The organism is Streptomyces mutabilis, assembly GCF_014649815.1.
Taxonomy (GTDB): domain Bacteria; phylum Actinomycetota; class Actinomycetes; order Streptomycetales; family Streptomycetaceae; genus Streptomyces; species Streptomyces mutabilis.
Genome location: NZ_BMTT01000004.1, coordinates 365,227 through 389,886, shown reverse-complemented (window position 1 = coordinate 389,886; position 24,660 = coordinate 365,227). Strand labels below are relative to the sequence as shown.

Here is a 24,660-nt window from a genome sequence, read left to right as displayed (position 1 = left end):
GTCACTCGCCTGGGAGGGCGGTGGCCCGCGGTGCCGCGCTCAGGTGCTCGCCGATCTTCTTCACCAGCATGTTCATCTGGTAGGCCACCACACCGACGTCGGCGTTCGCACCGGTGAGCACGACCAGGTGGGCACCGGGGCCGGCCGAGGTGAGTATCAGGTAACCGTTGGCCATCTCGATGAGCGCCTGCCGCACCGGGCCGCCCCGGAAGTCCATGCTGACGCCCTTGCTGAGGCTCATCAGACCCGACGCGGTCGCCGCCAGCCGCTCGGCGTCGTCGCGCAGGAAACCGGTGGACTTGCTGACGACCAGTCCGTCCTCGGAGAGCACCACCGCCTGGTTCACGTCGGCGACCCGCTCCACGAGTCCGGTGAGGAGCTGGTCCAGCTCGGTGTGAGTGGCGGGCGAGGGTCGGGTCATGGCGAGTCCTTCGTCGGCGGTCGGCGGTCGGCGGTCGGGGTCGAGGGGGTGGCGGAGGCGAGGAGCTGCCCGCCGGCTTCGGCGTTCGAGTCGTCGGCTTCCGTGTCGGCTTCGGTGTCGGTGTCGTCGGCCTGGGCCCGCAGCGTGCCGCGCTGGAAGCCGGCGAGGGAGGAGGCGGCGCGCTCGGCGGTGAAGTCGGCGTACCCCTCGCCTGCGGCGTCCGGACCGTCCTGGCCGGTGACGGGGGTCTCGTCGCGCAGCTCGGCGGCCAGGCTGGTCTGCGGTACCCGGCGGGGGAGCGGCGCCAGACCGCCGCGCTCGGCGGGCGACGCGGCCGGGGAGAGCGGCCCCGGGCGGCTCGTGGGTCGGCTCCGCGTCGGCCGTACGGGCTGCACGGGCAGTTCCGCCGGGGCTGCTGGAGCCGCGCCATGTCCGCGGGCATCGGTGGCATCGGTGGTTCCGTCGGCCTCGGGGCTTCCCGTGGACACCGGTGACGCCAGGGCACCGGCGCCGCGGCGGACCGCCGGCCCGTCCGCCCCGCCGGCGCCGTCGACCGGCTCGCGCACCACGATGTCGTGCGGGATCAGCACGATCGCCGTGGTCCCGCCGTACGGGGAGGAACGCAGCGTCACGGTGATGTCGTGCCGGTGCGCGAGCCGGGCGACGACGAACATGCCGAGCCGCAGGTCGTCGGCGAGAGCCACCACGTCGAACTGCGGGGCCACCGCCAACTGGGCGTTGAAGGACGCGTAGTCCTCCTCCGACAGCCCCAGCCCGCGGTCCTCGATCTCGACGGCCAGCCCCTTGGCGACCAGCGTGGCGCGCACCCCGACCGGGTGGGGAGCGGGGGAGTACGCCGTCGCGTTGTCGATCAGCTCGGCCAGCAGGTGGATCACGTCGGCGACCGCGGGCGGCGCGAGCGCCACCTCCTCCTCGGTGTGCAGCTCCACCCGCTGGTACTCGGCGACCTCGCCGACGGCACTGCGCAGGATGTCGACCAGCGCGACGGGCTCGCGCCAGGTGCGCCGGGGCTGCTCGCCTGCGATGATCACGAGGTTCTCCTCGTAGCGGCGCAACTGGCTGGCCGTGGAGTCCAGTTCGTACAGGCCCTTGAGGATCTCAGGGTCGGTGTGCTCGCGTTCCAGCGCGTCCAGCTTGCCCAGTTGCATGTTGACGAGGTTCTGGCTCTGCCGGGCGATACCTAGGATCACCTTCTGGAAGCCGCGCCGGGTGTCGGCGAGTTCGACGGCGGTGTACACGGCGGTGCGCTGCGCGGTGTTGAACGCCTGCGCCACTTGCCCGAGTTCGTCCCGCCCGTAGTCCAGCGGCGGGGTCGCCGACTCCACGTCGACCTTCTCGCCCCGCTCCAGCCTGGCCACCACGTCCGGCAGCCGTTCCTCGGCCAGGCTCAGGGTCGCCAGCCGCAGCCCGCGCAGCCGCCGGGACAACGAACGGGTGATGCGCCAGGACATGCCGACGCACAGCACCAGCGCGATCAGGCCGCCCACGCTGAGGGACGCGGCCTTGATCAGCAGACCGCGGGCGTTCTCGGCACTGCGGTCGAGCAGCCCGTCGGTCTGCTGCCGGATCAGCGTGGCGTACTGGTCGGAGACCTTGGCCAGCGCACCGGTCCACCGCTGCCGCGCGTCCGGGAGGTCGATCCGCGCCTCCTCGCCCGCCGCGCGGGCCGCCAGCACCTCGTCCTCGACGGATTCCAGGGTCTGCCACTCGGGGCTCGCGAGGATCCGCTCGGTCTGCGTCTTGGCGCTGCCGCTCAGGGAGGGGACGATCTGGTCCCGCACGAGCCAGCGCCGGGTGTGGACGAGCTGGGCGAACTGCGCCCACTCCTTCTCGTCCATCCGGCCGGACGGCCAGGACAGGGTGAGCCGGGCGTCCTCCTGGGACGTGAGTTCGGCCGCATGCTCCAGTGCGACCAGCGGCCCGGCCCGCGAGGTGAGGTCGCCGTCGTCGACCTGCGAGAGTTCCTGGAAGGCGTGGATCTGCTCGTCGATGATCGAGGTGTACTGGTCGAGCGCCTGCTCGGGGGTGATGTCGCTGGGGTCGTCCACCTGGTTGCGGTAGTACTCGAGGCTGCCCACCGAGCCGAGGACCGAGTACAGGCGGTCCGAGATCCGGTCGGGCGCGCTCTCGATCGCGTCGGACTGGCCGACGAGCTGGGCGACCGCCGCGTCCGTCCGCTTCCGTTGCGCGTCCAGAGCGGCCCTCGAGCCGTCCGGTTCGGCCAGCCAGGCCGCGGACAGACTGCGCTCCCGTTGCAGCGCCAGGGCCGCCTCGGTGCCCATGGCCCCGGTGGAGCGGCTCAGCTCCGTCTGCGCCCGCAGCCGCAGACCCTCCGAGAACACCTGGATCGTGGTCACGCCCCACACCGCGGCGAGGGTGACGCCGGGGACCAGGGCGAGGAGGATCAAGGAGAGACGTATGGAGCCGAGGCGGCGCCGGGCACCTTTCCGTGCAGACATCGTCGTCCTAGGCGATCAGTGGGGGAGGGTGGCGGGTGTGCGGGGCACGCGCCCGCGGAATCCGGTCATCGGGTGCCGCCCGCGGCGAACTCGGCGACCGCGCCGGCGTTGGCCCGGGTCACGAACGCGGGGCCGGTCAGCACGGGTGCCACTCCACCGCCGCTGACGTTGCCGTTGGTGCGGTGCAGCCACAGCGCGTCCACCGCGAGGTAGCCCTGCAGGTACGGCTGCTGGTCCACCGCGAACTGCACGTCCCCGCGTTCGACCGCGGCGACCAGGTCCTCGTCGAGGTCGAAGGTGGCCACGTGCGCCTTGCTGCCCGCCTCGTCGACCGATTCCACGGCGGCCAGGGCGAACGCGGCCCCGTTCATGACGACTTCGTCGATGCTCGATTCCTGCCGAAGCCGCGCGGTGACGGCGGCACCCACCGCGTCCATGTCGGTGCCCTCGACGTACAGCATCTCGGTCTCGCCCTCGAAGGTCTTCTTCACGCCGGCGCAGCGGGCCTCCAGGGCGACGTTCCCCCGCTCGTGGATGACGCACAGGGCGTGCCGCGCCTTCAGGCCGTTCAGCTTGTCACCGACGGCACGGCCCGCCACGCTCTCGTCCTGCCCGAAGTATCCGAGAAGTCCCGTGGAGCGCCAGGCGTCCATGCCGGAGTTGAGGCCGACCACGGGGATGCCGGCCTTCCTGGCCTCGGCTACCGGCCCCTTCATCGCCTGCGGCTTGGCGAGGGTGACGGCGATGCCGTCCACCTCGTCACGGACCGCGTCCCGCACCAGCTCGGCCTGGTCGGCGGCGTCGGCGTCCCCGGCGTACGTCAGGTCGATGCCGTCCTTGTCGGCCGCGGCCTCGGCACCCTTGCGCACCCGGTCCCAGAAGGCGTCCCCTTCGCCCCCGTGAGTGACCATGGCGACCTTCATCCGGTGGCCGCCGGGCCCGCCCGCGGGAGAGCCGTCCTCGTCCCCGCCGAGTGCGGAGCAGCCGGCCACCAGCAGGCAGCCGACGGCGACGAGGGCCGCGGTGCGCACGCGTCCGGGGAAGCGGGTGGTCGGGGGAGTCGTACTCATGGGGGGTGCGGCACCTCGCTGTACGGCCGAGCAGGAGGAACGGAGCGAGGGGGAACCGGAGCCGCGGGTCGGTGCGCCAGCCGGGGGAATCTCGCCTGGCCGGAGCAAACCGTGAGTGACCGCCGGTAGTCAAGTGACCAGCGACGAGGTGTGAGTTGTCGGTGCCGCATCGTGATGAACGGGGCGGGGGAGGTCTGTGGGTACGTGTCGCCTACGGTCCGGCGCCCGTGGCCCGGGGTCCATCTCCGGGTGCGTGCCGATGCGCGGACGCCGGGGGTTGGGGGCGCGGGGGCCTGGTGCACTGGGGCGCGGGGCCCGGGTGTCCGGTGGTTCCGGTGTCAGGCGGCTTCGGTTCAGGCGGCTTCGCCGGCCCCGCGTTCCAGTGGTGGTGGAGCCGTTCGCGCGACCCGGGCCGCCTTCCTGCGGCGCCGGCGATCACGGCGGGACTCCTGGTCGGGCAGCCAGCCGAAGACCAGGCAGCTGCCGGTACAGCCCAGGAGCAGCCCGACGACGAACCCGCCCAGATTGGACGTGACCCAGGTCCCCAGGGAGGCCAGGACGCCGATGAGCGAGTAGAAGAGCCGCTGGGAGGGGTTGACCAGGACGAGCAGCCCGCAGAGCAGCATGACGACCGGCAGCAGGTAGCCGGCCACGCCCTGCATGCCGACGTGCAGCACGACCTTCAGTGACGCCTTCATCGTGAGCAGTACCTCGGCCCCGGCCAGGGCGAGCAGCAGCCCGCCCCAGAACGGCCGGCCGGACCGCCAGTCGCGGAAGGCGGCCCGCAAGCCCCTGCGCCGGTCGCCGGGCATCAGCAGCCCGACCCGCTGAAGCGCATCTTCAGGCCGGGCAGCTTGAACACCCCGGCGGTGGTGGCGTAGTTGGTCTGCCGCAGGTTCTTGATGTGCACGGTGTCGGCCTGCTGACTGAAGACCCCGATCGGTCCGCGGCCCTTGGGGCCGGCCTTGTCCAGCGTGCTGGCGTCGTTGCCGATCTCGATGTTGTCGAAGGCGGCGTCGCCCGACAGTTCCGTGGAGTCGGTGGTCAGGTCCTTCGCCGAGACCCGGGTGGTCCCGCCGCCCGCGGTGATGAGCAGGTTGGTGCCGCCCAGGTCGACGCTCTGGCACAGCTTGGTGAGCTCGGCCTCCTTGATCACGGAGGTGACGACCAGCACCTGTCCGCCGGTGTCTCCCGCGTTGGGGCTGCCCTCGGCCATGTTGTCGAGGCCGCCGAACTGGGCGAAGCCGTTGCCGTCGAGTTCTGTCGCGGTGACGGTGAACGGCATGCCGGAGATCGCGAACTGCACGCCCAGCGCGCCCTGGGCGGTGAGGATCGCCAGGCCCGCGGTGACCGCGGCGGCGGGTACCGCCAGCACCGCGGCCCGGCGCAGCCTGACCCGGCCGCGTCCGGTGGTGGCGACGGCTTCCGGAACGGTACCGCTTTCCTGGCCGCTCACGGGGTCGGGGGTGTTGCCGGCGGACGGGGTGAGATCCGAGGACGAGGCCATGTCTGCTCCCAGAGGCACGGTGAATGCGGATCGGGCTTCAGCGGCACGTTGTCCTGGCGCGGACAGCGGCTGGTGCGCACGTCTCCCGGCAACTCCCGGCGGGTGCAGGGGCTATCACACGTTACGCACCAGTAGCCAATTGGGAAGTTACCGGTGGTTACACGGCGCGGTCAAGCAAGTTGTGAGTAAAGAGTGGGGATCGTGTGTCACCTGCCGTACTCCTCGGCCCGGTGGCACTGGAGGCGGGTACCGCGTCGCCTCAACCTACGTGCCGGGCCTTGACGTTGACGGCACGTCAGGTCTACAACGGTCCCTGTTTCCTCCGGATCCGTGGCGCCGGATCCGTTTCCGCGGCACCGTCCGCGTTCCCGGCCCCGGTGCTGTCCCCGCACAGCACCGGACCCCGCCCCCCTCGGGGCGCGCACCACACCTTCCGGGCGAGGCCCGTACCTCATGAGCCACGCACGTGCCCACCCGGCACGGCCCGGTATCCCGTCGCATCGGCCCGCCCGCGTCCCCGCGGCCGGCCCACTCCTGCTTCACCGAACCCCACTTCAGAGAAGAGGCAGCCGCATGCGTACTCGTACCGCTCCTCGCACCCGTCAGTTCCTCACCCTCACCGCGGCCGTCGCCGCGCTGACCCTCCCCGCGGCGGTCCCCGCCGTCGCGGACACCGCGGTGGCCGACACCCCCGTCCTCACCACCGGCGCCACCGGCGGTACGCCGGTCGCCGTCGGGGACGTCCTCACCGCCTCGCTGGCGAGCGGCACCGCCGCCACGTTCCACTCCAGCGCCACCGGCAGCAGCGGCGTGTCCTGCACGTCCTCGCAGTTCACGGTCACGGTCACCGACAACCCGACCGCGCCCGGCACGGCCACCGAGACGCTCACCGCCCACACCTTCGATAGCGGCAGCTGCACCAGCAACGTCACCGGCGTCCTCGGCGTCAACGGCATCACGGTCCACAACCTGCCCTACACCACCACCGTGTCTTCCGACGGAGCCGTCGTCGTCACCCCGCCGAGCGGTTCGACCGTCCGGACCACGGTCGCCCTGCGCACCCTGCTCGGCAGCATCAACTGCGTCTACGAAGCCCCTCGTCTCACCGGCACGGCGAGCAACGACGGCAACTCGATCGCCTTCACCGACCAGCGGTTCACCAAGGTGTCCGGCTCGGGACTCTGCTTCGCCAACGGGTACTTCACCGCCACCTACGCCCCGGTGACGGACGGGACGGAGGCGGTCTACGTCAACTGAACCGATCCGCCCGGCCCGTGCCGTGACGGCGCGGGCCGGGCCCCGGAACCGTGGGGTCTTCGGGTGACGGATCTGACGGTGAGTTATCTTGTACAGGGGGTCAAGACAGGCGGCACGGCCTGTTGAGTTCCAGCCCAGGAGAGTTCAGCCGATGGCGAGGCAGCTACGCGCCGAGCAGACCCGCGCGACGATTCTCGGGGCCGCCGCCGACCTGTTCGACCGTCATGGTTACGAGTCGACCAGCCTGAGCGAGATCGTGGCCCATGCCGGAGTCACCAAGGGCGCCCTGTACTTCCACTTCGCGGCGAAGGAGGACCTCGCCCACGCGATCATGGAGCTGCAGTCCAGAACCTCGCGTCGGCTGGCGACGGAGCTGGACGACCGGGGCTACACCTCCCTGGAGGCGCTGATGCGCCTCACGTTCGGCATGGCCCGGCTGTGCGAGGAGGGTCCGGTCCTGCGGGCGGGGCTGCGGCTCGCCACCGGGGGAGTGCCGGTACGTCCGCCGCTGCCGCACCCCTTCACCGAGTGGCGGGAGATCGCCTCCTCCCGCCTCCTGGACGCCGTCCGGCAGTCCGACGTCCATCCCGACATCGACGTCGACTCCGTCGCCCACACCCTCGTCAGCTCAATCGTCGGCACCCGCCTCGTGAGCGGCACCCTCGAACCGCACGCACGCCAGCCCCGCCGCCTGGCCGGCATGTGGCACCTCCTGATCCGCGGCATGGTCCCGGTGACCCGACGCGCGCGCTACCTCACCCTGGCGGCCCGGCTGGAACGCGAGACCTACGCGGCCTGACCGGCCGGGAGTCGGTCGGAAGTCGGCCGGGAGTCGGCCGATAGCCGAAGGACGCACCTGCCGGGAGGCGGCGACGGCCTCGCCGCCCGAGCGGAGGCGCGCGATACGGTGAGGCGCATGCCCGACACCCCGACCGAGTCCGTCCCTGTCATCCGCGGTGACGACCCCGGCTCCTTCCCGCACAGTGTGCTGGCCGAGCGGCACCCGGCCATCATCAGGCAGGTCAAGGAGGTGTTCCCCCACGGTCCCGAACGCCGGCGCGCCCTCGACGCGCTGCTCCGAAGCTGTGCCGACGGCGTCATCGAGCCACTGCCCGCCGACGCGGACGTCCGCGACCGTGACCGCTGGGCCGACTGGGGAATGAGCGAGTACGCCGGCCGCTCCTGGTACGACGTGCCCTGGCTGTGGGCCGAGGGCCACTTCTACCGCAGACTCCTCGACGCCGTCGGCTACTTCGGCCCCGGCACCTGGCGGGGCGTCGACCCCTTCCGGCCCGCGAAGCTCGCCGAACTCGACGCCCCCGAGACGGACGAGGAACTCGCCGCGCTCGACGGCCTCGACGCACTGTCCGCGGACGAGCGGACCCGGTCCCTGCTGCACGGCTCGCTCTGGGGCAACCGCGCGGACCTCGGCTTCCGCCTCTCCGGAAGCGGTGGCGACGCCGGGGGCGAGGTGGCGGCACTCGTCGCCGACGACAGCGACGCGCTCTGGTCCCTGCTCCCGCCGGCCCGAGCCGGCACCCCCGGCCCCGCCACTCTCTGCCTCGTCGCCGACAACGCGGGCCGGGAACTCGTCCCGGACCTGCTCCTCGTCTCGCACCTGCTCGGCGAGGGCCGCATCGACCGGGCGGTCCTGCACGTCAAGCCGTACCCGTACTACGTCTCCGACGCCACCCCCACCGACGTGCTCGACGCGCTGCGGCGGCTCGTCGCGGCGGGCGGCGCGGCGGCCGCGTACGGCGACCGGCTGTGGGCCGCGCTCACCGACGGCCGGGTCACCGTCCGCGCCCACCCCTTCTCGTGCGCCCCGCTCCCGTACTCCGACATGCCCGCCGACCTGCGCGCGGAGTTCGCCGCTGCCACGGTCACCGTGCTCAAGGGCGACCTGAACTACCGTCGTCTGGTGGGGGACCGCCGGTGGCCCCCGACCACGCCCTTCGCGGACGTGACCGCCTACTTCCCGGGTCCGGTCGCCGCGCTGCGCACCCTGAAGTCGGACGTGATCACGGGCCTGACCGCGGACACCGAGCAGGCGCTCGAAGGAAGCGGGGAACGACGCTGGCGCACGAGCGGGACGCACGCGCTGATCCAGGTCAGGACCTGAACGTCACGGCACCACCGCGGATGTCTAACCGGCGGAAGTTCCCGGATCACGCGCTGATTCACGCGATGGTGTGATCATGTCCCGGCGAGCGGGTGCGCCCACCGGGCCATGGGTAGTGCCCCGGCCATGACGCAACAGCCCTTCGAACTGCCGCACTTCTACCTGCCGCACCCCGCGCGGCTGAACCCGCATCTCGACGAGGCCCGCGCCCACTCGACGACGTGGGCGCGCGAGATGGGCATGCTGGAGGGCTCCGGGGTCTGGGACCGGGCCGACCTCGACGCACACGACTACGGCCTGCTCTGCGCCTACACCCACCCCGACTGCGACGGGCCGGCGCTCTCCCTGATCACCGACTGGTACGTATGGGTCTTCTTCTTCGACGACCACTTCCTGGAGAAGTTCAAACGCTCCCAGGACCGCGTCGGCGGCAAGGCCCACCTGGACCGGCTCCCGCTGTTCATGCCCCTCGACCCCGACGCCGTGATGCCCGAGCCCGAGAACCCGGTCGAGGCCGGTCTCGCCGACCTGTGGAAGCGCACGGTGCCGGCCATGTCGGCCGGCTGGCGCCGCCGCTTCGCCGTGGCCACGGAGCACCTGCTCAACGAGTCCCTGTGGGAGCTGTCCAACATCAACGAGGGGCGGATCGCCAACCCCGTCGAGTACATCGAGATGCGACGCAAGGTGGGCGGCGCCCCCTGGTCGGCCGGGCTCGTGGAGTACGCGACCGCGGAGGTGCCCGACGCCGTGGCCGGGACCAGGCCGCTCAGGGTGCTGATGGAGACGTTCTCCGACGCCGTGCACCTGCGCAACGACCTCTTCTCCTACCAGCGGGAGGTCGAGGACGAGGGTGAGCTGAGCAACGGCGTGCTGGTGCTCGAGACCTTCTTCGACTGCACCACCCAGGAGGCCGCCGAACTGGTCAACGACGTGCTCACCTCCCGGCTGCACCAGTTCGAGCACACCGCGTTCACCGAAGTGCCCGCCGTGGCCCTGGAGAACGGCCTGTCCCCGGCCGAGGTCGCCGCGGTCGGGGCGTACGCCAAGGGTTTGCAGGACTGGCAGTCCGGCGGTCACGAATGGCACATGCGCTCCAGCCGGTACATGAACAAGGGCGCCCGGTCCGGCGCCCCGTGGGAGGCGCTCACCGGCCCCGGCACCTCCGCCGCGGACGTCGGCGCGCTGCTCGCCCGGGCCGCCGCCGAGCGGGCGCGCCCCTACACCCACGTGCCCTTCCAGAAGGTCGGGCCGTCGATCATCCCCGACATCCGCATGCCGTTCCCGCTGGAGCTGAGCCCCGCTCTCGACGGCGCCCGACGGCACCTGTTCGAGTGGTCGCGGGCGATCGGCTTCCTCAGTGAGGGAGTCTGGGACGAGGACAAGCTCGCGAGCTGCGACCTCCCGCTGTGCGCCGCCGGCCTCGACCCGGACGCCACCCAGGAACAACTCAACCTCGCCTCCGGCTGGCTCGCCTTCGGCACCTACGGCGACGACTACTACCCGCTGGTCTACGGCCACCGGCGCGACCTGGCCGCCGCCCGGCTCACCACGGCCCGCCTGTCCGCCTGCATGCCGCTCGACGGCGAGCCGGTCCCACCGCCGGCCAACGCCATGGAACGCTCCCTGATCGACCTGTGGGCCCGCACCACGGCCGGCATGACGGCCGAGGAGCGGCGTCCCCTGAAGGCGGCCGTCGACACGATGACCGAGGCGTGGGTGTGGGAGCTCGCCAACCAGATCCAGAACCGCGTCCCCGACCCGGTGGACTACCTGGAGATGCGGCGCGCCACCTTCGGCTCCGACCTCACCCTCGGCCTGTGCCGTGCCGGACACGGACCGGCCGTCCCGGCCGAGGTCTACCGCAGCGGTCCCGTGCGGTCCCTGGAGAACGCGGCGATCGACTACGCGTGCCTCCTCAACGACGTCTTCTCGTACCAGAAGGAGATCGAGTACGAGGGCGAGATCCACAACGCGGTCCTGGTCGTGCAGAACTTCTTCGGCGTCGACTACCCGGCCGCCCTCGGTGTCGTCCAGGACCTGATGAACCAGCGCATGCGCCAGTTCGAACACGTCGTCGCCCACGAACTGCCCGTTGTGTACGACGACTTCCAGCTGACCGACGAGGCGCGGGAGATCATGCGGGGCTATGTGACCGACCTGCAGAACTGGATGGCGGGCATCCTCAACTGGCACCGCAACGTCCCGCGCTACAGGGCCGAGTACCTGGCCGGCCGCACCCACGGCTTCCTCCCGGACCGCGTCCCGACCGTGCCCGTACCACGGAGCAGCCTCGTCCCGATCCGCTGACCGCCGGTCAGTCTCACTCTTTCGTGGCTCGTCTCGCGCCGGTGCGCCGGGTAGATCACCTGCCGGAGGCGATCCATGGAACACACAGCGTTGCGACCCAAGCCGATGCCCGGACAAGACCCGGGGGCCGGCACCGCGCCCGACGGCGACCGGCCCCCGCCCGGCGGACACCGGCGCCGCCGACGGCTCACCACCCTGCTGCTCGGGGTGCTGGCCGCGACCGTGCTGCTGCTGTCCGGCGTGGGACTCGGCACGATGGGTGCCACGGTGATCGGTATGAGCAAACTGGCCGAACTGCAACGGCAGGCGGGAGCGCCGGGTGCGGGGACGGAGCAGCCGTCCGGGTCCCGGGCCGCCCCGGTGCACCCGTCGGCCGGTGCGTCCCCCTCCGCGTCCCCGGCCCGGGTCGTCGCGACCCTCGGAGTGGAGGCCGTGGACGACGACAAGCCGGGCGCGCTGGTCGTCGGCGTCCACGTGCCGGGCCCCGGGTACGAGGCCGGGCTGGTGAGGGGCGACGTACTCCTGGCGTTCGGCAGGACCCGAATCGATTCGGCGGCCGACCTCGCCGAGGCCGTGGCCGACGCCCGGCCGGGCAAGCAGATCAAGATCACGGTGCGCCACGAGAGCGGCGGCTACCAGCAACTGACGGCCGTACCGGGCGTCGTCACCTGACCGTGCTTCGGTACTGCTCCGGGCGTCTCACTGTGCCGGACGTCTGCTCCGGACGACTTCACTGATCCGTGCGTCGTCATGTCACCGTACGGAAGTGGCTGGTGAGCCGCCCGGTGTCGTCCAGCACGTGGTAGGCCAGCCCGACCGGCGCGTCCCGGTCCGCGATCTCCTTCCCCTCCCAGGGCAGCCGCAGGGTCCACGTCACCCCGGGCCCGACCATCAGGGGCCGCCCGGCGAACACCGTGGCGGCGGGCGTGTGGGCGTGCCCCGTGATCAGGCCGGCGATCTCGGGCCGGCGCTCCAGCAGCGCGGCGAGACGCTCGGGACGGAGCAACGGGTAGGAGTCGGGCAGGGGGTGGTGCAGGGGCACGGGCGGGTGGTGGAAGGCGAGGACGACCGGGCGGTCGCCGCCGAGCTCGTCGAGAGAGGCCTCGATCCAGCCGTACGTCTCCTCGTCCAGCTCGCCCTCGTCGCTGCCCGGGACGCTGGAGTCGCACATCAGCACCGCACCGCCGTCGAAGACGTGCGCACCGTTGACCGGCCCGTCGGTGGCGGGCCGGCCCAGCAGGGCCTTGCGGTAGGGCGCGCGGCTGTCGTGGTTGCCGGGGCAGGTGAGCACGGGGAACGGTGCGTCGCCGTCCCGCAGCCCCAGGATGCGGGCGGCCTCCTCGTACTCCGCCTCCGTGCCGTGGTCCGCGATGTCCCCGGTCACTAGCAGGGCGTCCACCCGCCCGGGCAGGTCCCACAACCGATCGCGCACCCGCTCGGCGCGCGCGGTGGCCCGCGCGCTCCCGTCCAGGTGCAGGTCGCTGATGTGCGCGAGTACGAGCACGGTGCCGGCCCCCTTCGGGCGCCCGAACACCGCGCCCCGTAGTCACTGCTGACTCATTTAATGCTTAGCCCGCATCAAACCATTAACGAAGGCCACTGATCAATGGCAATCGGCTCGCGCCGTCCCCTCGCTGCGGGCAGGATGCTGCTCGTGGTCCCTTCACCCACGTTGCCCAGGGAGGCCCGGATGACCGGCAGCGCGCCCGCTGCTCCCTTCACCGCCGACGACTACCGGGCCCGCATGGAACGCGCCGCTCGGGCGGCCGCCGACGCCGGACTGGCCGGGCTGCTGGTGGCACCCGGACCGGACCTCGTGTGGCTCACGGGCTACGCCCCCACCGCGGACACCGAACGACTCACCCTGCTCGTCCTCGCCCCCGGCCGCGACCCCGTCCTCGTCGTCCCGACGCTCGAGGCCCCCGACGCGGAGAAGGCCGCCGGCGCGCCCGCCCTGACCCTGCGCGACTGGACCGACGGCAAGGACCCCTACGCCGCCACCGCGTCCCTCCTCGACGGCGCCGGCCGGTTCGGCATCAGCGACAACGCCTGGGCGATGCACCTGCTGGCCCTCCAGCGGGCGCTGCCCGGCACCTCGTACGCCTCCCTCACCGAGGCGCTGCCCATGCTGCGTGCCGTCAAGGACGCGGCGGAGCTGGAACTCCTGGCGGCGGCGGGCGCGGCCGCGGACGCGGCGTTCGAGGAGATCCGGAAGGTGCGCTTCGGCGGGCGCCGCGAGTCCGACGTCGCCGCCGACCTCGCGGACCTGCTGCGGCGCTTCGGCCACTCCCAGGTCGACTTCACCATCGTCGCCTCGGGCCCGAACGGCGCCAATCCGCACCACGAGGTCGGTGACCGCGTCATCGAGGACGGCGACATGATCGTCCTGGACTTCGGCGGCCTGAAGGACGGCTACGGCTCCGACACCTCCCGCACCGTCCACGTGGGCGAGCCCACCGAGGAGGAGCGCAGGGTGCACGACGTCGTCCGCGAGGCCCAGGAGGCGGGGTTCGGTGCGGTGCGGCCCGGCGTGGCCTGCCAGGAGGTCGACCGGGCCGCCCGGGCGGTCATCGACGGCGCCGGGTACGGCGAGTACTTCATCCACCGCACCGGTCACGGCATCGGCGTCACCACGCACGAGCCGCCGTACATGATCGAGGGCGAGGAGCAGCCCCTCGTGCCCGGCATGTGCTTCTCCGTCGAGCCCGGCGTCTACCTCCCGGGTCGTTTCGGGGTACGTATCGAGGACATCGTGTCGGTCACCGAGGACGGCGGCCGGCGTCTCAACAACACGGCCCGGGAGCTGGTCACGGTGGAGTGACCGGCGACGACGGACCCCGAACGCCCCGGCGATCCCGGAAGACGACGGCGCGACCATGACCCAGGCACCGACACCCACCGCGGACACCGTCCGCCGACTGGTCCGTTCCCTGCTGGGCGAGGGCGCGGCCTCCGACGTCAGGCCCGCGGCGACGGGCGCCGAGCCCGCCACCTGGTGGGTCGGCACCCGGCACGTGCTGCGCCTGGCCACCGACCGCGAGACCGCACTGCGGCAGCGGCGCGAACTGCGGCTGCGCGAGCTGGTCCGCCAGTACGTCTCCGTGACGGTGCCGACGAGCGTGGCGCACGGCGAGTGGGCGCCCGGCCTGACCTACACGCTGGACGGCAAGGTGCCCGGCGGGTCGGCCGAGGAGCACCACGTGTCGGCCCTGGGCGAGGCGGACCTGGCCGCGCTGCTCACCGGACTGCGCGAGGTGCCCGTCCGCCAGGCCGAGACGCTGGGCGTGCCCCGCGCCGCCCCGCGCTCGCTGGAGGCCCTGCGGCAGTCCGCCGAGTCGGCCGGCCGGCGCCTCGCCGAGGCCGACGAGTTCGACCCCGCACGGCCGGAGCGGCTCACCCGCGAGGCGTCGGCGCAACTCGGCGTCCAGCCCGGCTCGCCGGCGGTCCTCGTGCACCACGCGCTGGCCGACGAGCACCTCGTGGTCGGCGCCGACGGCCGGGTCCGCGGCGTCCTCGGCTGGACCGACGCGGTGCTCGGCGATCCCGCCGAGGACATCGCAGCCCTCGCGCTCCGCTTCGGCTCGCCCGCCGCCGTCCGCGCCGCCACCCTCGCCGGCTACGGCGCCCGGCCCTGCCTGCGCGGCCTGTGGCTGGCCCGCTGCGACACCCTCGTCCACCTCGCCGACACCCTCGCCGGCCGGCCGTCCGAACCGGCGAGCGTGTCCCTGCCGCTGCTGCGGACCCGGCTGCGCCGCGCCTGGGAGCCCATCCTGCTGGAGCGGGTGACGGAGCTGCGCGGGGACGGCACGGGCGGGGACGGCCCCGCCTGAACGCACCCCGCGCAGGCTCGGCGGTCGCTCCCGTCACTCCTGTACGAGCACCACGCTCGACTCACCCGGCACCCGCAGCACCCCGTCCGCCGCCGGCGCCTGGACCGGCTCCCACGCGGCGAGCACGCGCGCGGGCCGGCCGCCCAGCGGGATCGCCGCGGGCTCGGCGCCCAGGTTGACGACCACCCGGATGTCACCGCGCCGGAAGGCCAGCCAGCGTGCCTCGCCGTCGTACGCCACCCTGGTGTCGGCGAGGTCGGGGTCGGTCAGGTCCGGCTGCTCGGCGCGCAGGGCGATCAGCCGGCGGTACCAGTCCAGTACGCGGGCGTGCGGCTCGCGTTCCGGCTCGGACCAGTCGAGGCAGGAGCGCTCGCGGGTCGCCGGGTCCTGCGGGTCGGGCACGTCCTCCTCCTTCCAGCCGTGCGCGGCGAACTCCCGCCGCCTGCCGACTCGCACCGCCTCGGCGAGCTCCGGGTCGGTGTGGTCGGTGAAGAACTGCCACGGGGTGCCCGCCGCCCACTCCTCGCCCATGAACAGCATCGGAGTGAACGGCGCGGTCAGCGTCAGCGTGGCCGCGCAGGCCGCCAGGCCGGGGGAGACCAGCGAGGCCAGGCGGTCGCCCTGGGCACGGTTGCCGACCTGGTCGTGAGTCTGGCTGTAGCCGGTCAGCCGGTGCGCGGCCGTGCGGCTCCGGTCCAGCGGGCGTCCGTGACCGCGGCCCCGGAAGCTGGACCAGGTGCCGTCGTGGAAGTAGCCCCGGGTCAGGGTCTTGGCGAGCGCCGCGAACGGATCGCGCGCGAAGTCGGCGTAGTAGCCCTGCGACTCCCCGGTCAGCGCGGTGTGCAGGGCGTGGTGGAAGTCGTCGTTCCACTGCGCGTGCACCCCGAAACCGCCCTCCGCGCGCGGGGTGATGATGCGCGGGTCGTTGAGGTCGGACTCCGCGATCAGGAACAGCGGGCGCTCCAGGTCGGCGGCGAGGTCGTCCACCGCCGTCGACAGCTCCTCCAGGAAGTGGCACGCGCGCGTGTCGACCAGGGCGTGCACCGCGTCCAGACGCAGGCCGTCGATCCGGTAGTCCCGCAGCCACGCCAGCGCGCTGTCCACCAGGTAGGCGCGGACTTCGTCCGAGCCGGGGGCATCCAGGTTGACGGCGACGCCCCAGGGTGTGTGATGGGTGTCGGTGAAGTACGGGCCGAACGCGGGCAGGTGGTTGCCGGAGGGGCCCAGGTGGTTGTGCACCACGTCGAGGACCACGCCCAGGCCCAGTTCGTGGGCCCGGTCGACGAACCGTTTCAGCGCCGCGGGCCCGCCGTACGGCTCGTGCACCGCCCACAGCGAGACGCCCTCGTACCCCCAGCCGTGCCGGCCCGGGAAGGGGCACAGCGGCATCAGCTCGACGTGAGTGACCCCCAGCGCGGCGAGGTGGTCGAGCCGCGCGGCGGCGGCGTCCAGCGTGCCCTCGCGCGTGTACGTGCCCACGTGCAGCTCGTACAGGACGGCGCCGGGCAGCGGGCGCCCGGTCCACCCGGCGCGCCACGAGTACCCCCCCTGGTCGACGACCGCGCTGAGCCCGTCCGGCCCGTCGGGCTGCCTGCGCGAGCGCGGGTCCGGCAGTACCGGCCCGTCGTCGACCGCGAAGCCGTACCGCGAGCCGTCCTGCGCCTCGGCCTCGGCGCACCACCACCCCGGCCGTTCCGTATCGCGCTCCAACGCGCGCGTGACGCCGTCGCACTCGAGCGTCACCCGGTCGGCCTGCGGTGCCCACACCTCGAACTGCACGGACGGTTCCCCTTCGTCTGCTCACCGTGATGTAGCCCGTCCATGGTGCTGCAAAAGCGATCTCCGCGCTGCCGAAAGTCCCCGTGCGCGGCGGGTGTCGTGGCGCACCGCGCGGGCCGGCCGGGGCGCACCGCGTGCGGGCGGCCGTTCTCCCGCTTTCTGGACACTCCGGCCCGGCTGACCGACAATCACCTGCGTGACGTCGTCCTTCGAGTTCCACACGTACCCCGCGCGGTTGTCCGACGCGGAGCGCGACAAGGCGCTGCAGGTGCTCCGGGACGGCGTCGCGATGGGGCGCCTCTCGCACGACACGTTCATCCGCAGGATGGAACTGGCGCTCGCCGCCCGCCGCCCGGACGAGCTCGCCGTGCTCACCGCCGACCTGCACTCCGAGGGCCGGTTGGCGCGACTGGTGTTCGGCACCGTCGAGGCGGTCTCCGGATTCGGCGTACGGCTGCGCAGGGCCTGGCAGGCCGAGCGGCTGCCCAAGCTGCTGCTGCCGCACCCCGGCGCCGGGCACCCCCTGCGCATAGGGCGCGATCCGGCGAACGGGCTCCGGCTGACCCACGAGACGGTCTCCCGGGTGCACGCCGAGCTGAGCCGCCAGGGCGGCACGTGGGTGCTGCGTGACCTCGGTTCCACCAACGGCACCACGGTCAACGGGCGACGGGTCATCGGGGCGGCCGTCGTCCGTGAGGGCGACCAGATCGGCTTCGGCCGGATGGCCTTCCGTCTCGCGGTGAACTGAACGCCGGCCGGAGGCACGGAGCCCAGCTCTGGCCTGGGCCTCACTCGGCGTCGTGCGTCCCGGTGGAGTGAGCGGGCGGGACAAATCCCATTGCGTTTTCTGGTGTTGACGTACCTCCCAACTCGTGACTGACTGTGCGTACACCGCGCACGCCAGGTGAACCGACAGCCCGCATCGTGGAGGTGTGCCCTGCCGCCCCTCCTGCGCTATCCGACCGTGGACGAGCTGGGCGCCCGGGCCGCCGCCCTCGTCGCCCGCCATCCCCGGCACGCCCGGCTGCGCCCCGTCGGGACCTCCCGCGCGGGCACCCCCCTGCTGCTGCTCTCCGTCGGCCACGGCAGCCGTCAGACACTCGTGGTCGCCGGACCGCACGCCAACGAACCCGTGGGCGGCGCCACCGTCCTGCGGCTCGCCGAGCGGGCCCTGGCCGACCCCCGGCTCACCGAGGGGGCCGACGCCACCTGGAACCTGCTGCTGTGCGCCGACCCCGACGGTCTGCGCCGCAACGAGGGCTGGCTTTCGGGTCCGTACACCCTGGGCCGCTACGCCCGTCACTTCTTCCGCCCCGGCTTCCTGGAGCAGCCCGAGTGGCTGCCCGACGGCCCCGAGCACGCGACTCTGCCGGAGACCCGCGCCCTGCTCGCCCTCCAGGACGAACTGCGGCCGTTCCTCCACTGCTCCCTGCACGGCGTGGACGTCGGCGGTGGCTTCGTCGAGGTGACCCACGACCTGCCGGGCCTCGCCCAGCGCATCGCCCACACCGCGGCCCGGCTCGGCATCCCCCGCGAACTCGGCGCCTACGACACCCTGTACTGGCCCGACCTCGGCCCCGCCGTCTACCGCATCCCGCCGCCCCGCGACGGGGACCTCACCGCGGCCATCACCGAGGCCGCCGTCGATTCGACGTGGTGCCACCCGCAGCGGTACGGCACCGTCACCGCGGTCGTCGAGGCGCCCATGTGGGGCGTGGCCGCGGTGGCGGACGACTCGCCCCCCGCCGACCGCGACGCGGTGCTCCGCTCGGTGAGCCGCACCCTGCGGCACGACACCCTGCGCCTGCGACGCGTCCTCGCCCGCGTCCGGCCCCACCTCGCCGGCGTCCCGGACGCGGCGCACCTGCTCGCACCGGTCGACGACTACCTGCTGGTCTGCCCGCAGCTCGCCGACGCCTGGGACCCCGAGACGGACGACGGGACGGGCCGCTCACTGCCCCCCATGAGCACCGCCCACCTGGTCGCCCTGCGCCTGGCCGGCCGGCGCCTGTCCCTGCGGACGGCGGGCCTGCTGCACCAGCTGGTGACGCGCACGGGCGACGATCCGGCGGGCGTGCTGCCCGAGGTGAACCGGCTCGTCGACGAGGGCTGCGCCGACTACACCGACGGCTGCGGGGCCCGCTGGATCCCGGTCGCGCGTCAGACGGAGTACCAGACACGGGTCGTCCTCGCCGCGTTCGAACTGACCGGCCGGCGCCCCACCGCGGGCTCCCGTTCGGGTGAGCCCGGCTGGGGTTCGGGGGCCGCCGTGCCGATGCACCAGGAATGACACACACCCTCACGACCGCCGCCCGGGCCGGTCTCCTGGCGGCCGCCGCGCTCCTCCTCGCCTGCGCGGCCCCGGCGCAGGCCGCCGCGGAGCGGGAACCGGCGGGCGACTGGCTCCTGCTCACCGTCACCCCTGACGACGCCCAGCCGGGCATCCTGCCCGGTGCCCCGGTGAAGGACCGGCCCGACGCCACCCGCGGCGCCCTGCTGCTGTGCGACCCGCCCCGGGGCCACGCCCGCGCGGCCCGCGCCTGCGCGGAGCTGGACGCGGCGAACGGCCGCATCGCGGACATCCCGCTGCGCGAGACCCACTGCCCGATGATCCACGCCCCGGTGACCGCACAGGCGCGCGGCCAGTGGCGGGGACAGCCGGTGGAGTACACGCAGACCTTCTCCAACGACTGCGTGATGGCGGCGCGGACGGGGGCGGTGTTCGCCTGGGACACGCAGGACTGAGCGGTACGGCGGACAGGCGTCCCCGTGGCCGGTCGGGGACGGGTCACTGCCGGTGCAGCCCCCGGGCGGCCAGGGTCGGGCACGCCTCGCCGACCGCCTCCGGGAGCGTGGGGCGGGCGTGGACGTGCGAGGTGACGTCGGAGGCCGTGCGGATGGGCGCCTCCGGCGTCGGCGTCCGCACGGCGCCCTGGCGCACCGTGGGCGGCGCGGTCGCGGTGAGGACCGCGTGGCCCGACGCCCGACCCGCCCTGGAGACGCGCCCTGACCGTCTTCTCCCGCGTCCCGCCCACCGGCGCCGCCGAGGCCTTCGGCCACCTGCTCCGTACCGCCTGGCCGGTCCCGGCGGCGGAGACACCGGACCCCGGGGGCAGCCGTACCGGCGGCCCGCCGCTCAGCTACCGGCCCCGTCCGCCGCCCCCACCCGCTCCAGCAGCGCCACCGGCACCTGGGCGAAGAGCTCCGCCACGCGCGCGTGCCCGGTGAACTCCCGGCCCGGTGTCAGTGCGTCGGCCCAGCGGCCCGGCGGCAGCGGCAGGGTCGTCCCCTGCCAGCCACCCGCCTCCGCCAGCCGCAGCGACAGCCGGGTCACGGCCGTCAGGACCTCGCCCGAGCGCACGAAGGCCACGCAGTGCGCCGCCGCCGGACCCTCGGCGGACAGCGCCTCGTACGTCGCCGCGTCACCGAAGACGTCGGGCCGCCGTGCGCGCAGCGCCAGCGCCGCCCGGGTCACCGCGGCTTTCCCGAGCCGGTCGCCTTCGACGGGGCCGGCGGACGGGAAGTCCACGGCCCGGCGGTTGTCCGGGTCCACCAGGGCCAGGTACTCCCGCTCGGTGCCCTGGTAGAGGTCCGGCACCCCCGGCATCGTCAGGTGGGTCAGGGCCGTGCCGAGGACGTTGGCGCGGACGTGCGGCTCCAGGGCGGAGCGCAGCGCGGTCACCCGCTTGCCCGGCGCCCCGCACGGGCCCGCCGCCACGAACCGGGCCACCGCCTCCTCGTACGGCGGCTCCTGCTCCGTCCAGCTGGTGTACATCCCCGCCTCGCGCACGTGCTTCAGCAGCGCCTCCCGCACGCGCTCACCGTCCGCCGGCCCCAGCCCGAACACCGTCTGCCAGGCCGCCCACGCCAGCTGCGCGTCCGGGGCGCCCTCACCCGCACGGGTGACCTCCGTCAGGACGTCCGCCCACCGCTCGGGGCACTCCGTGAGCACCGCCAGCGCGGCCCGCACGTCGGCGCTGCGCTTGGTGTCGTGGGTCGAGACGACCGTGCCCGTCGCGGGCCAGTCGCGCTGCACACGCGCGCAGTAGGCGTGGAACCCCTCCGGCGAGAGGGCGGGACGGCCCGGGTTCCCGCCCACCTCCGTCGCCGAGAGCAGCGGCACGTACCGGTAGAACGCCGTGTCCTCCACCGACTTCGCACGCAGCGCCGACGCCGTCTGCGCGAACCGCGTCCGGAACTCCACGTGCTCAGGACCGTCCCCGTACCGCCCGAGCACCAGACCCCGTACGACATCCACCGCCCCGGCCTCCTCGGGCACCGCGAAGGCGAGCCGCGCCTCGGCCGCCGCCTCCTCGGTGACGACGGACGCCGCGTCCACCGACGCGTACGGCCGGTACACCTCCAGTCGCACCAGCAGCTCCCGCAGCGCCGTGCGCAGCGCCCACGGCGCCCGGTCGCGCAGCGCGGGCTCCGGCGAGGCCACGCACAGGCGGTGGGCCACCCGGGTCAGCCGGTCCATCTCGGTGGCCAGCTCGTGCGTGAGCACCTTGTACGCCGCCCGCCGCACCGTCGCCGCCCAGTCCCCGCCCCGGTCCGTCTGCGGTGCCGCGAACCTGCGGTACCGGCCGAGGAGTTCCCCGAACCCCGCGGGGTCCGTGAAGAGCCCGTCCACGTGCCGCAGGGCGTCGTAGCCGGTGGTGCCCGCGACCGGCCAGGCGGCCGGCAGCCGCTCGCCGTCCGCAAGGATCTTCTCCACGACCGTCCACCGGCCGCCACTGGCCTCGTGCAGCCGCGCGAGGTAGGTGTCGGGGTCGGCGAGGCCGTCGGGGTGGTCGATCCGCAGTCCGTCGACCACGCCCTCGCGCAGCAGCCGCAGCACGGTGGCGTGCGTGGCCTCGAACACCTCCGGGTCCTCCACGCGGACGCCGATCAGCTCCGAGATGCTGAAGAACCGTCGGTAGTTCAACTCGGTCCGGGCCAGCCGCCACCACACCGGGCGGTACCACTGCGCGTCCAGGAGCTGCGGCAGCGGAAGGTCCGCGGTGCCCTCGCGCAGCGGGAAGGCGTGGTCGTGGTAGCGCAGGACGTCCCCGTCGACCCGAAGCTCGTCCAGCACCTCGCCCACCGGCGCCCCCAGCACCGGCACCAGCAGCTGACCGCCCTGCGCCTCCCAGTCGATGTCGAACCACCGAGCGAAAGGCGACTTCGGGCCCTCGCGCAGCACCTCCCACAGGGCACGGTTGTGACGGGGCGACATCGCCATGTGGTTCGGCACGATGTCCACCACCAGGCCGAGACCGTGATCCCGCGCGGTGCGCGCCAGCCCCCGCAGCCCCTCCTCACCGCCCAGCTCCCCGCGCACGCGCGCGTGGTCCACGACGTCGTAGCCGTGTAGCGAGCCCGGCACCGCCTCCAGGACGGGGGACAGGTGCAGGTGCGACACCCCGAGCGAGGCGAGGTACGGCACGGCCGCCGCCGCGGCCGCGAAGGGGAACGCGGGCTGCAGTTGCAGCCGGTAGGTGGCCGTGGGGGCCGGGGAAGCGGGGGACAGCACCGGGTCGGGTCGCTCAGGCGTCATGCAGACCTACGTACCCGCCTCGCCGCCTTTCGTGTCATCGGCCCCCTGCACGGGTGCAGGGCGGGCCCGGGAGGGGACACGCCGGTACCCCGCCCGCACTCACCCGCGCCCGCCCCTGCCCCGTACGCCGTCTAGACGGGCCGCCGCAGCACCGTCAGGCTCCGGTCCACCAGGGTCAGCCGGTCCCCGGCCTGCACCTTCGGGCCCGTGTCCGAGGGCACCCCCTCCGACCGGGAGGTGTCGACCACCACTTCCCACTGCCGGCCGTGGTCGACCGGCACCACGAAGTCCAGCGACTTGGGCGAGGCGTTGAACATCAGCAGGAAGGAGTCGTCGGCGATGCGTTCCCCGCGCGCGCCCGGCTCGGAGATCGCGTTGCCGTTCAGGAACACGGTGAGCGCCGACGCCCGCGCCGAGTTCCAGTCCCGCTGGGTCATCTCGCTCCCCTCCGGCGTGAACCACGCGATGTCCGACAGCTCGTCGTGGGTGCCCTCCACGGGCCGGCCGTGGAAGAAGCGCCGCCTGCGGAAGACGGGGTGGTCCTTGCGCAGCCACACCATCGCGCGGGTGAACCGCAGCAGGTCGTGGTCGCCCTCGGGCCACTCCACCCACGCCAGCTCGTTGTCCTGACAGTAGGCGTTGTTGTTGCCCTTCTGAGTGCGGGCGAACTCGTCACCGTGGCTGATCATGGGCACACCCTGGGAGAGCAGCAGGGTGGCGATGAAGTTGCGCATCTGCCGGGCCCGCAGCTCCAGCACCGCCGGGTCGTCGGTGTCGCCCTCGGCGCCGCAGTTCCACGACCGGTTGTGGCTCTCGCCGTCGCGGTTGTCCTCCCCGTTGGCGTGGTTGCGCTTCTCGTTGTACGACACCATGTCGTGCAGGGTGAAGCCGTCGTGGCAGGTCACGAAGTTGATCGAGGCCAGCGGGCGGCGGCCGTCGTCCTGGTAGAGGTCGGAGGAGCCGGTCAGCCGGGACGCGAACTCCGCCAGCGTGCGCGGCTCGCCGCGCCACAGGTCGCGCACCGTGTCGCGGTACTTGCCGTTCCACTCGGTCCACAGCGGCGGGAAGTTGCCCACCTGGTAGCCGCCCTCGCCCACGTCCCACGGCTCGGCGATCAGCTTCACCTGCGAGACCACGGGGTCCTGCTGCACCAGGTCGAAGAACGACGACAGCCGGTCCACCTCGTGGAACTGCCGGGCCAGGGTGGCGGCCAGGTCGAAGCGGAAGCCGTCGACGTGCATCTCGGTGACCCAGTACCGCAGCGAGTCCATGATCATTTGAAGCACGTGCGGGGACCGCATGAGCAGGGAGTTCCCGGTGCCCGTGGTGTCCATGTAGTAGCGCGGGTCGTCGGTCAGCCGGTAGTAGGACGGGTTGTCGAGGCCCTTGAGGGAGAGCGTGGGGCCCAGGTGGTTGCCCTCGGCGGTGTGGTTGTAGACCACGTCGAGGATCACCTCGATCCCGGCTTCGTGCAGCGCCTTGACCGCCGACTTGAACTCCAGCACCTGCTGTCCGCGGTCGCCCCACGAGGCGTACGCGTTGTGCGGGGCGAAGAAGCCGATGGTGTTGTAGCCCCAGTAGTTGTTCAGGCCCATGTCGACCAGGCGGTGGTCGTTGACGAACTGGTGCACGGGCATCAGTTCCAGCGCGGTCACCCCCAACTCGGTCAGGTGTTCGATCAGTGCCGGGTGCGCCAGGGCCGCGTAGGTGCCGCGCAGTTCCTCGGGGAGGCCGGGGTGACGCATGGTGAGGCCCTTCACGTGGGCCTCGTAGATCACCGTGTGGTGGTACTCCGTCCGGGGGCGCCGGTCGTCGCCCCAGTCGAAGTACGGGTTGACCACGACCGACGTCATGGTGTGCGGCGCGGAGTCCAGGTCGTTGCGCCGTTCGGGGTCGCCGAAGTGGTAGCCGTACACCTCCTCGCCCCACTGGACGGCGCCGCTGATCGCACGTGCGTACGGGTCGAGGAGCAGCTTGGCGCTGTTGCAGCGCAGCCCGCGCTCCGGGGCGTACGGGCCGTGCACGCGGTAGCCGTACCGCTGCCCCGGCATCACGCCCGGCACGTACGCGTGCCGTACGAACGCGTCGCTCTCCCGCAGTTCGACAGCGGTCTCCGAGCCGTCGTCGTGCAGCAGACACAGCTCTACTCGGTCGGCGGCCTCCGTGAAGACCGCGAAATTCGTGCCGGCGCCGTCGTACGTGGCACCGAGTGGATATGCCTCTCCAGGCCAGACCTGCATGGACACGACTCTTTCAGGTGTGGGGCGCCGGTGCGGACGCCTTGGCTCCGAGTCCTGCGGAAGTCTCCCCGAAAGTGAGGCGACCACCTAGCACGTACGTCCTCCTAC

20 protein-coding genes are annotated in these 24,660 nt (G+C 73.0%); 10 read left to right on the top strand and 10 right to left on the bottom strand.

What is annotated here, in order from left to right:
• Position 1: 1 nt before the first annotated feature.
• The 5 genes from IE142_RS12565 to IE142_RS12545 form a co-directional block, all read right to left on the bottom strand.
• Positions 2-421, bottom strand: a complete 420-nt coding sequence (locus IE142_RS12565) for a roadblock/LC7 domain-containing protein (RefSeq protein WP_100048488.1) — start codon at positions 419-421, stop codon at positions 2-4.
• Positions 418-2,901: a sensor histidine kinase gene (locus IE142_RS12560; protein ID WP_191885806.1), complete on the bottom strand. Its 2,484-nt coding sequence runs from the start codon at positions 2,899-2,901 to the stop codon at positions 418-420. Before IE142_RS12560 ends, IE142_RS12565 begins: the two co-directional genes overlap by 4 nt.
• A 65-nt stretch (positions 2,902-2,966) precedes the next feature.
• Complete coding sequence (locus IE142_RS12555) at positions 2,967-3,971, bottom strand: substrate-binding domain-containing protein (protein ID WP_191885805.1); 1,005 nt, start codon at positions 3,969-3,971, stop codon at positions 2,967-2,969.
• Positions 3,972-4,324: 353 nt separating this feature from the next.
• Entirely contained in the window at positions 4,325-4,783 is a 459-nt protein-coding gene (locus IE142_RS12550; RefSeq protein WP_191885804.1) for a DUF6114 domain-containing protein, read from the bottom strand.
• On the bottom strand, positions 4,783-5,478 hold the full coding sequence (locus IE142_RS12545) for a DUF6230 family protein (protein ID WP_191885803.1): 696 nt from the start codon (positions 5,476-5,478) through the stop codon (positions 4,783-4,785). The genes IE142_RS12550 and IE142_RS12545 overlap by 1 nt, the downstream gene beginning before the upstream one ends.
• A gap of 573 nt (positions 5,479-6,051) precedes the next feature.
• Here IE142_RS12545 and IE142_RS12540 point away from each other — a divergent pair.
• The 5 genes from IE142_RS12540 to IE142_RS12520 all read left to right on the top strand — a co-directional run bounded on the left by IE142_RS12540 (position 6,052) and on the right by IE142_RS12520 (position 11,836).
• Positions 6,052-6,735 carry a Tat pathway signal sequence domain protein gene (locus IE142_RS12540; RefSeq protein ID WP_191885802.1) on the top strand — a complete coding sequence of 228 codons (684 nt, stop codon included), beginning with the start codon at positions 6,052-6,054 and terminating at the stop codon, positions 6,733-6,735.
• Between the two features lie 151 nt (positions 6,736-6,886).
• The gene (locus IE142_RS12535) at positions 6,887-7,534 is read left to right on the top strand and encodes a ScbR family autoregulator-binding transcription factor (protein ID WP_191885801.1); all 648 of its coding nucleotides are present in this window, start codon (positions 6,887-6,889) and stop codon (positions 7,532-7,534) included.
• Positions 7,535-7,651: 117 nt separating this feature from the next.
• Entirely contained in the window at positions 7,652-8,857 is a 1,206-nt protein-coding gene (locus IE142_RS12530; protein WP_191885800.1) for a damage-control phosphatase ARMT1 family protein, read from the top strand.
• Positions 8,858-8,983: 126 nt separating this feature from the next.
• Positions 8,984-11,164: a germacradienol/geosmin synthase Cyc2 gene (cyc2, locus tag IE142_RS12525; protein ID WP_191885799.1), complete on the top strand. Its 2,181-nt coding sequence runs from the start codon at positions 8,984-8,986 to the stop codon at positions 11,162-11,164.
• A gap of 75 nt (positions 11,165-11,239) precedes the next feature.
• Positions 11,240-11,836: a PDZ domain-containing protein gene (locus IE142_RS12520; RefSeq protein WP_191885798.1), complete on the top strand. Its 597-nt coding sequence runs from the start codon at positions 11,240-11,242 to the stop codon at positions 11,834-11,836.
• Positions 11,837-11,912: 76 nt separating this feature from the next.
• On the opposite strand, the gene IE142_RS12515 is transcribed toward IE142_RS12520, so the two are convergent.
• Entirely contained in the window at positions 11,913-12,668 is a 756-nt protein-coding gene (locus IE142_RS12515; protein WP_191885797.1) for a metallophosphoesterase, read from the bottom strand.
• 186 nt (positions 12,669-12,854) lie between these two features.
• On the opposite strand from IE142_RS12515, the gene IE142_RS12510 reads away from it, so the two are divergent.
• Positions 12,855-13,985: an aminopeptidase P family protein gene (locus IE142_RS12510; RefSeq protein ID WP_191885796.1), complete on the top strand. Its 1,131-nt coding sequence runs from the start codon at positions 12,855-12,857 to the stop codon at positions 13,983-13,985.
• Positions 13,986-14,040: 55 nt separating this feature from the next.
• Complete coding sequence (locus IE142_RS12505) at positions 14,041-14,994, top strand: aminoglycoside phosphotransferase family protein (protein ID WP_191885795.1); 954 nt, start codon at positions 14,041-14,043, stop codon at positions 14,992-14,994.
• Positions 14,995-15,027: 33 nt separating this feature from the next.
• Here IE142_RS12505 and treZ read toward each other — a convergent pair whose 3' ends face one another.
• A complete protein-coding gene (gene treZ / locus IE142_RS12500; protein WP_191885794.1) occupies positions 15,028-16,773 on the bottom strand; it encodes a malto-oligosyltrehalose trehalohydrolase in 1,746 nt (581 codons plus the stop codon).
• 196 nt (positions 16,774-16,969) lie between these two features.
• Between treZ and IE142_RS12495 the strand changes: the two genes are divergently transcribed.
• From IE142_RS12495 to IE142_RS12485, 3 genes are all read left to right on the top strand, one after another.
• Positions 16,970-17,521, top strand: a complete 552-nt coding sequence (locus tag IE142_RS12495) for an FHA domain-containing protein (RefSeq protein WP_191885793.1) — start codon at positions 16,970-16,972, stop codon at positions 17,519-17,521.
• 216 nt (positions 17,522-17,737) lie between these two features.
• Entirely contained in the window at positions 17,738-19,063 is a 1,326-nt protein-coding gene (locus tag IE142_RS12490; protein ID WP_191885792.1) for a M14 family zinc carboxypeptidase, read from the top strand.
• Positions 19,060-19,518, top strand: a complete 459-nt coding sequence (locus tag IE142_RS12485; protein WP_191885791.1) for an SSI family serine proteinase inhibitor — start codon at positions 19,060-19,062, stop codon at positions 19,516-19,518. Before IE142_RS12490 ends, IE142_RS12485 begins: the two co-directional genes overlap by 4 nt.
• Before the next feature lie 43 nt (positions 19,519-19,561).
• Here IE142_RS12485 and IE142_RS12480 read toward each other — a convergent pair whose 3' ends face one another.
• From IE142_RS12480 to glgX, 3 genes are all read right to left on the bottom strand, one after another.
• Positions 19,562-19,699 (bottom strand): hypothetical protein, encoded by a 138-nt coding sequence (locus IE142_RS12480; RefSeq protein ID WP_191885880.1) that lies wholly within the window; start codon positions 19,697-19,699, stop codon positions 19,562-19,564.
• Between the two features lie 210 nt (positions 19,700-19,909).
• Positions 19,910-22,312, bottom strand: a complete 2,403-nt coding sequence (gene treY, locus IE142_RS12475; protein ID WP_191885790.1) for a malto-oligosyltrehalose synthase — start codon at positions 22,310-22,312, stop codon at positions 19,910-19,912.
• A 131-nt stretch (positions 22,313-22,443) separates the two neighbouring features.
• A complete protein-coding gene (gene glgX, locus IE142_RS12470; RefSeq protein WP_191885789.1) occupies positions 22,444-24,552 on the bottom strand; it encodes a glycogen debranching protein GlgX in 2,109 nt (702 codons plus the stop codon).
• Between the last annotated feature and the right edge of the window lie 108 nt (positions 24,553-24,660).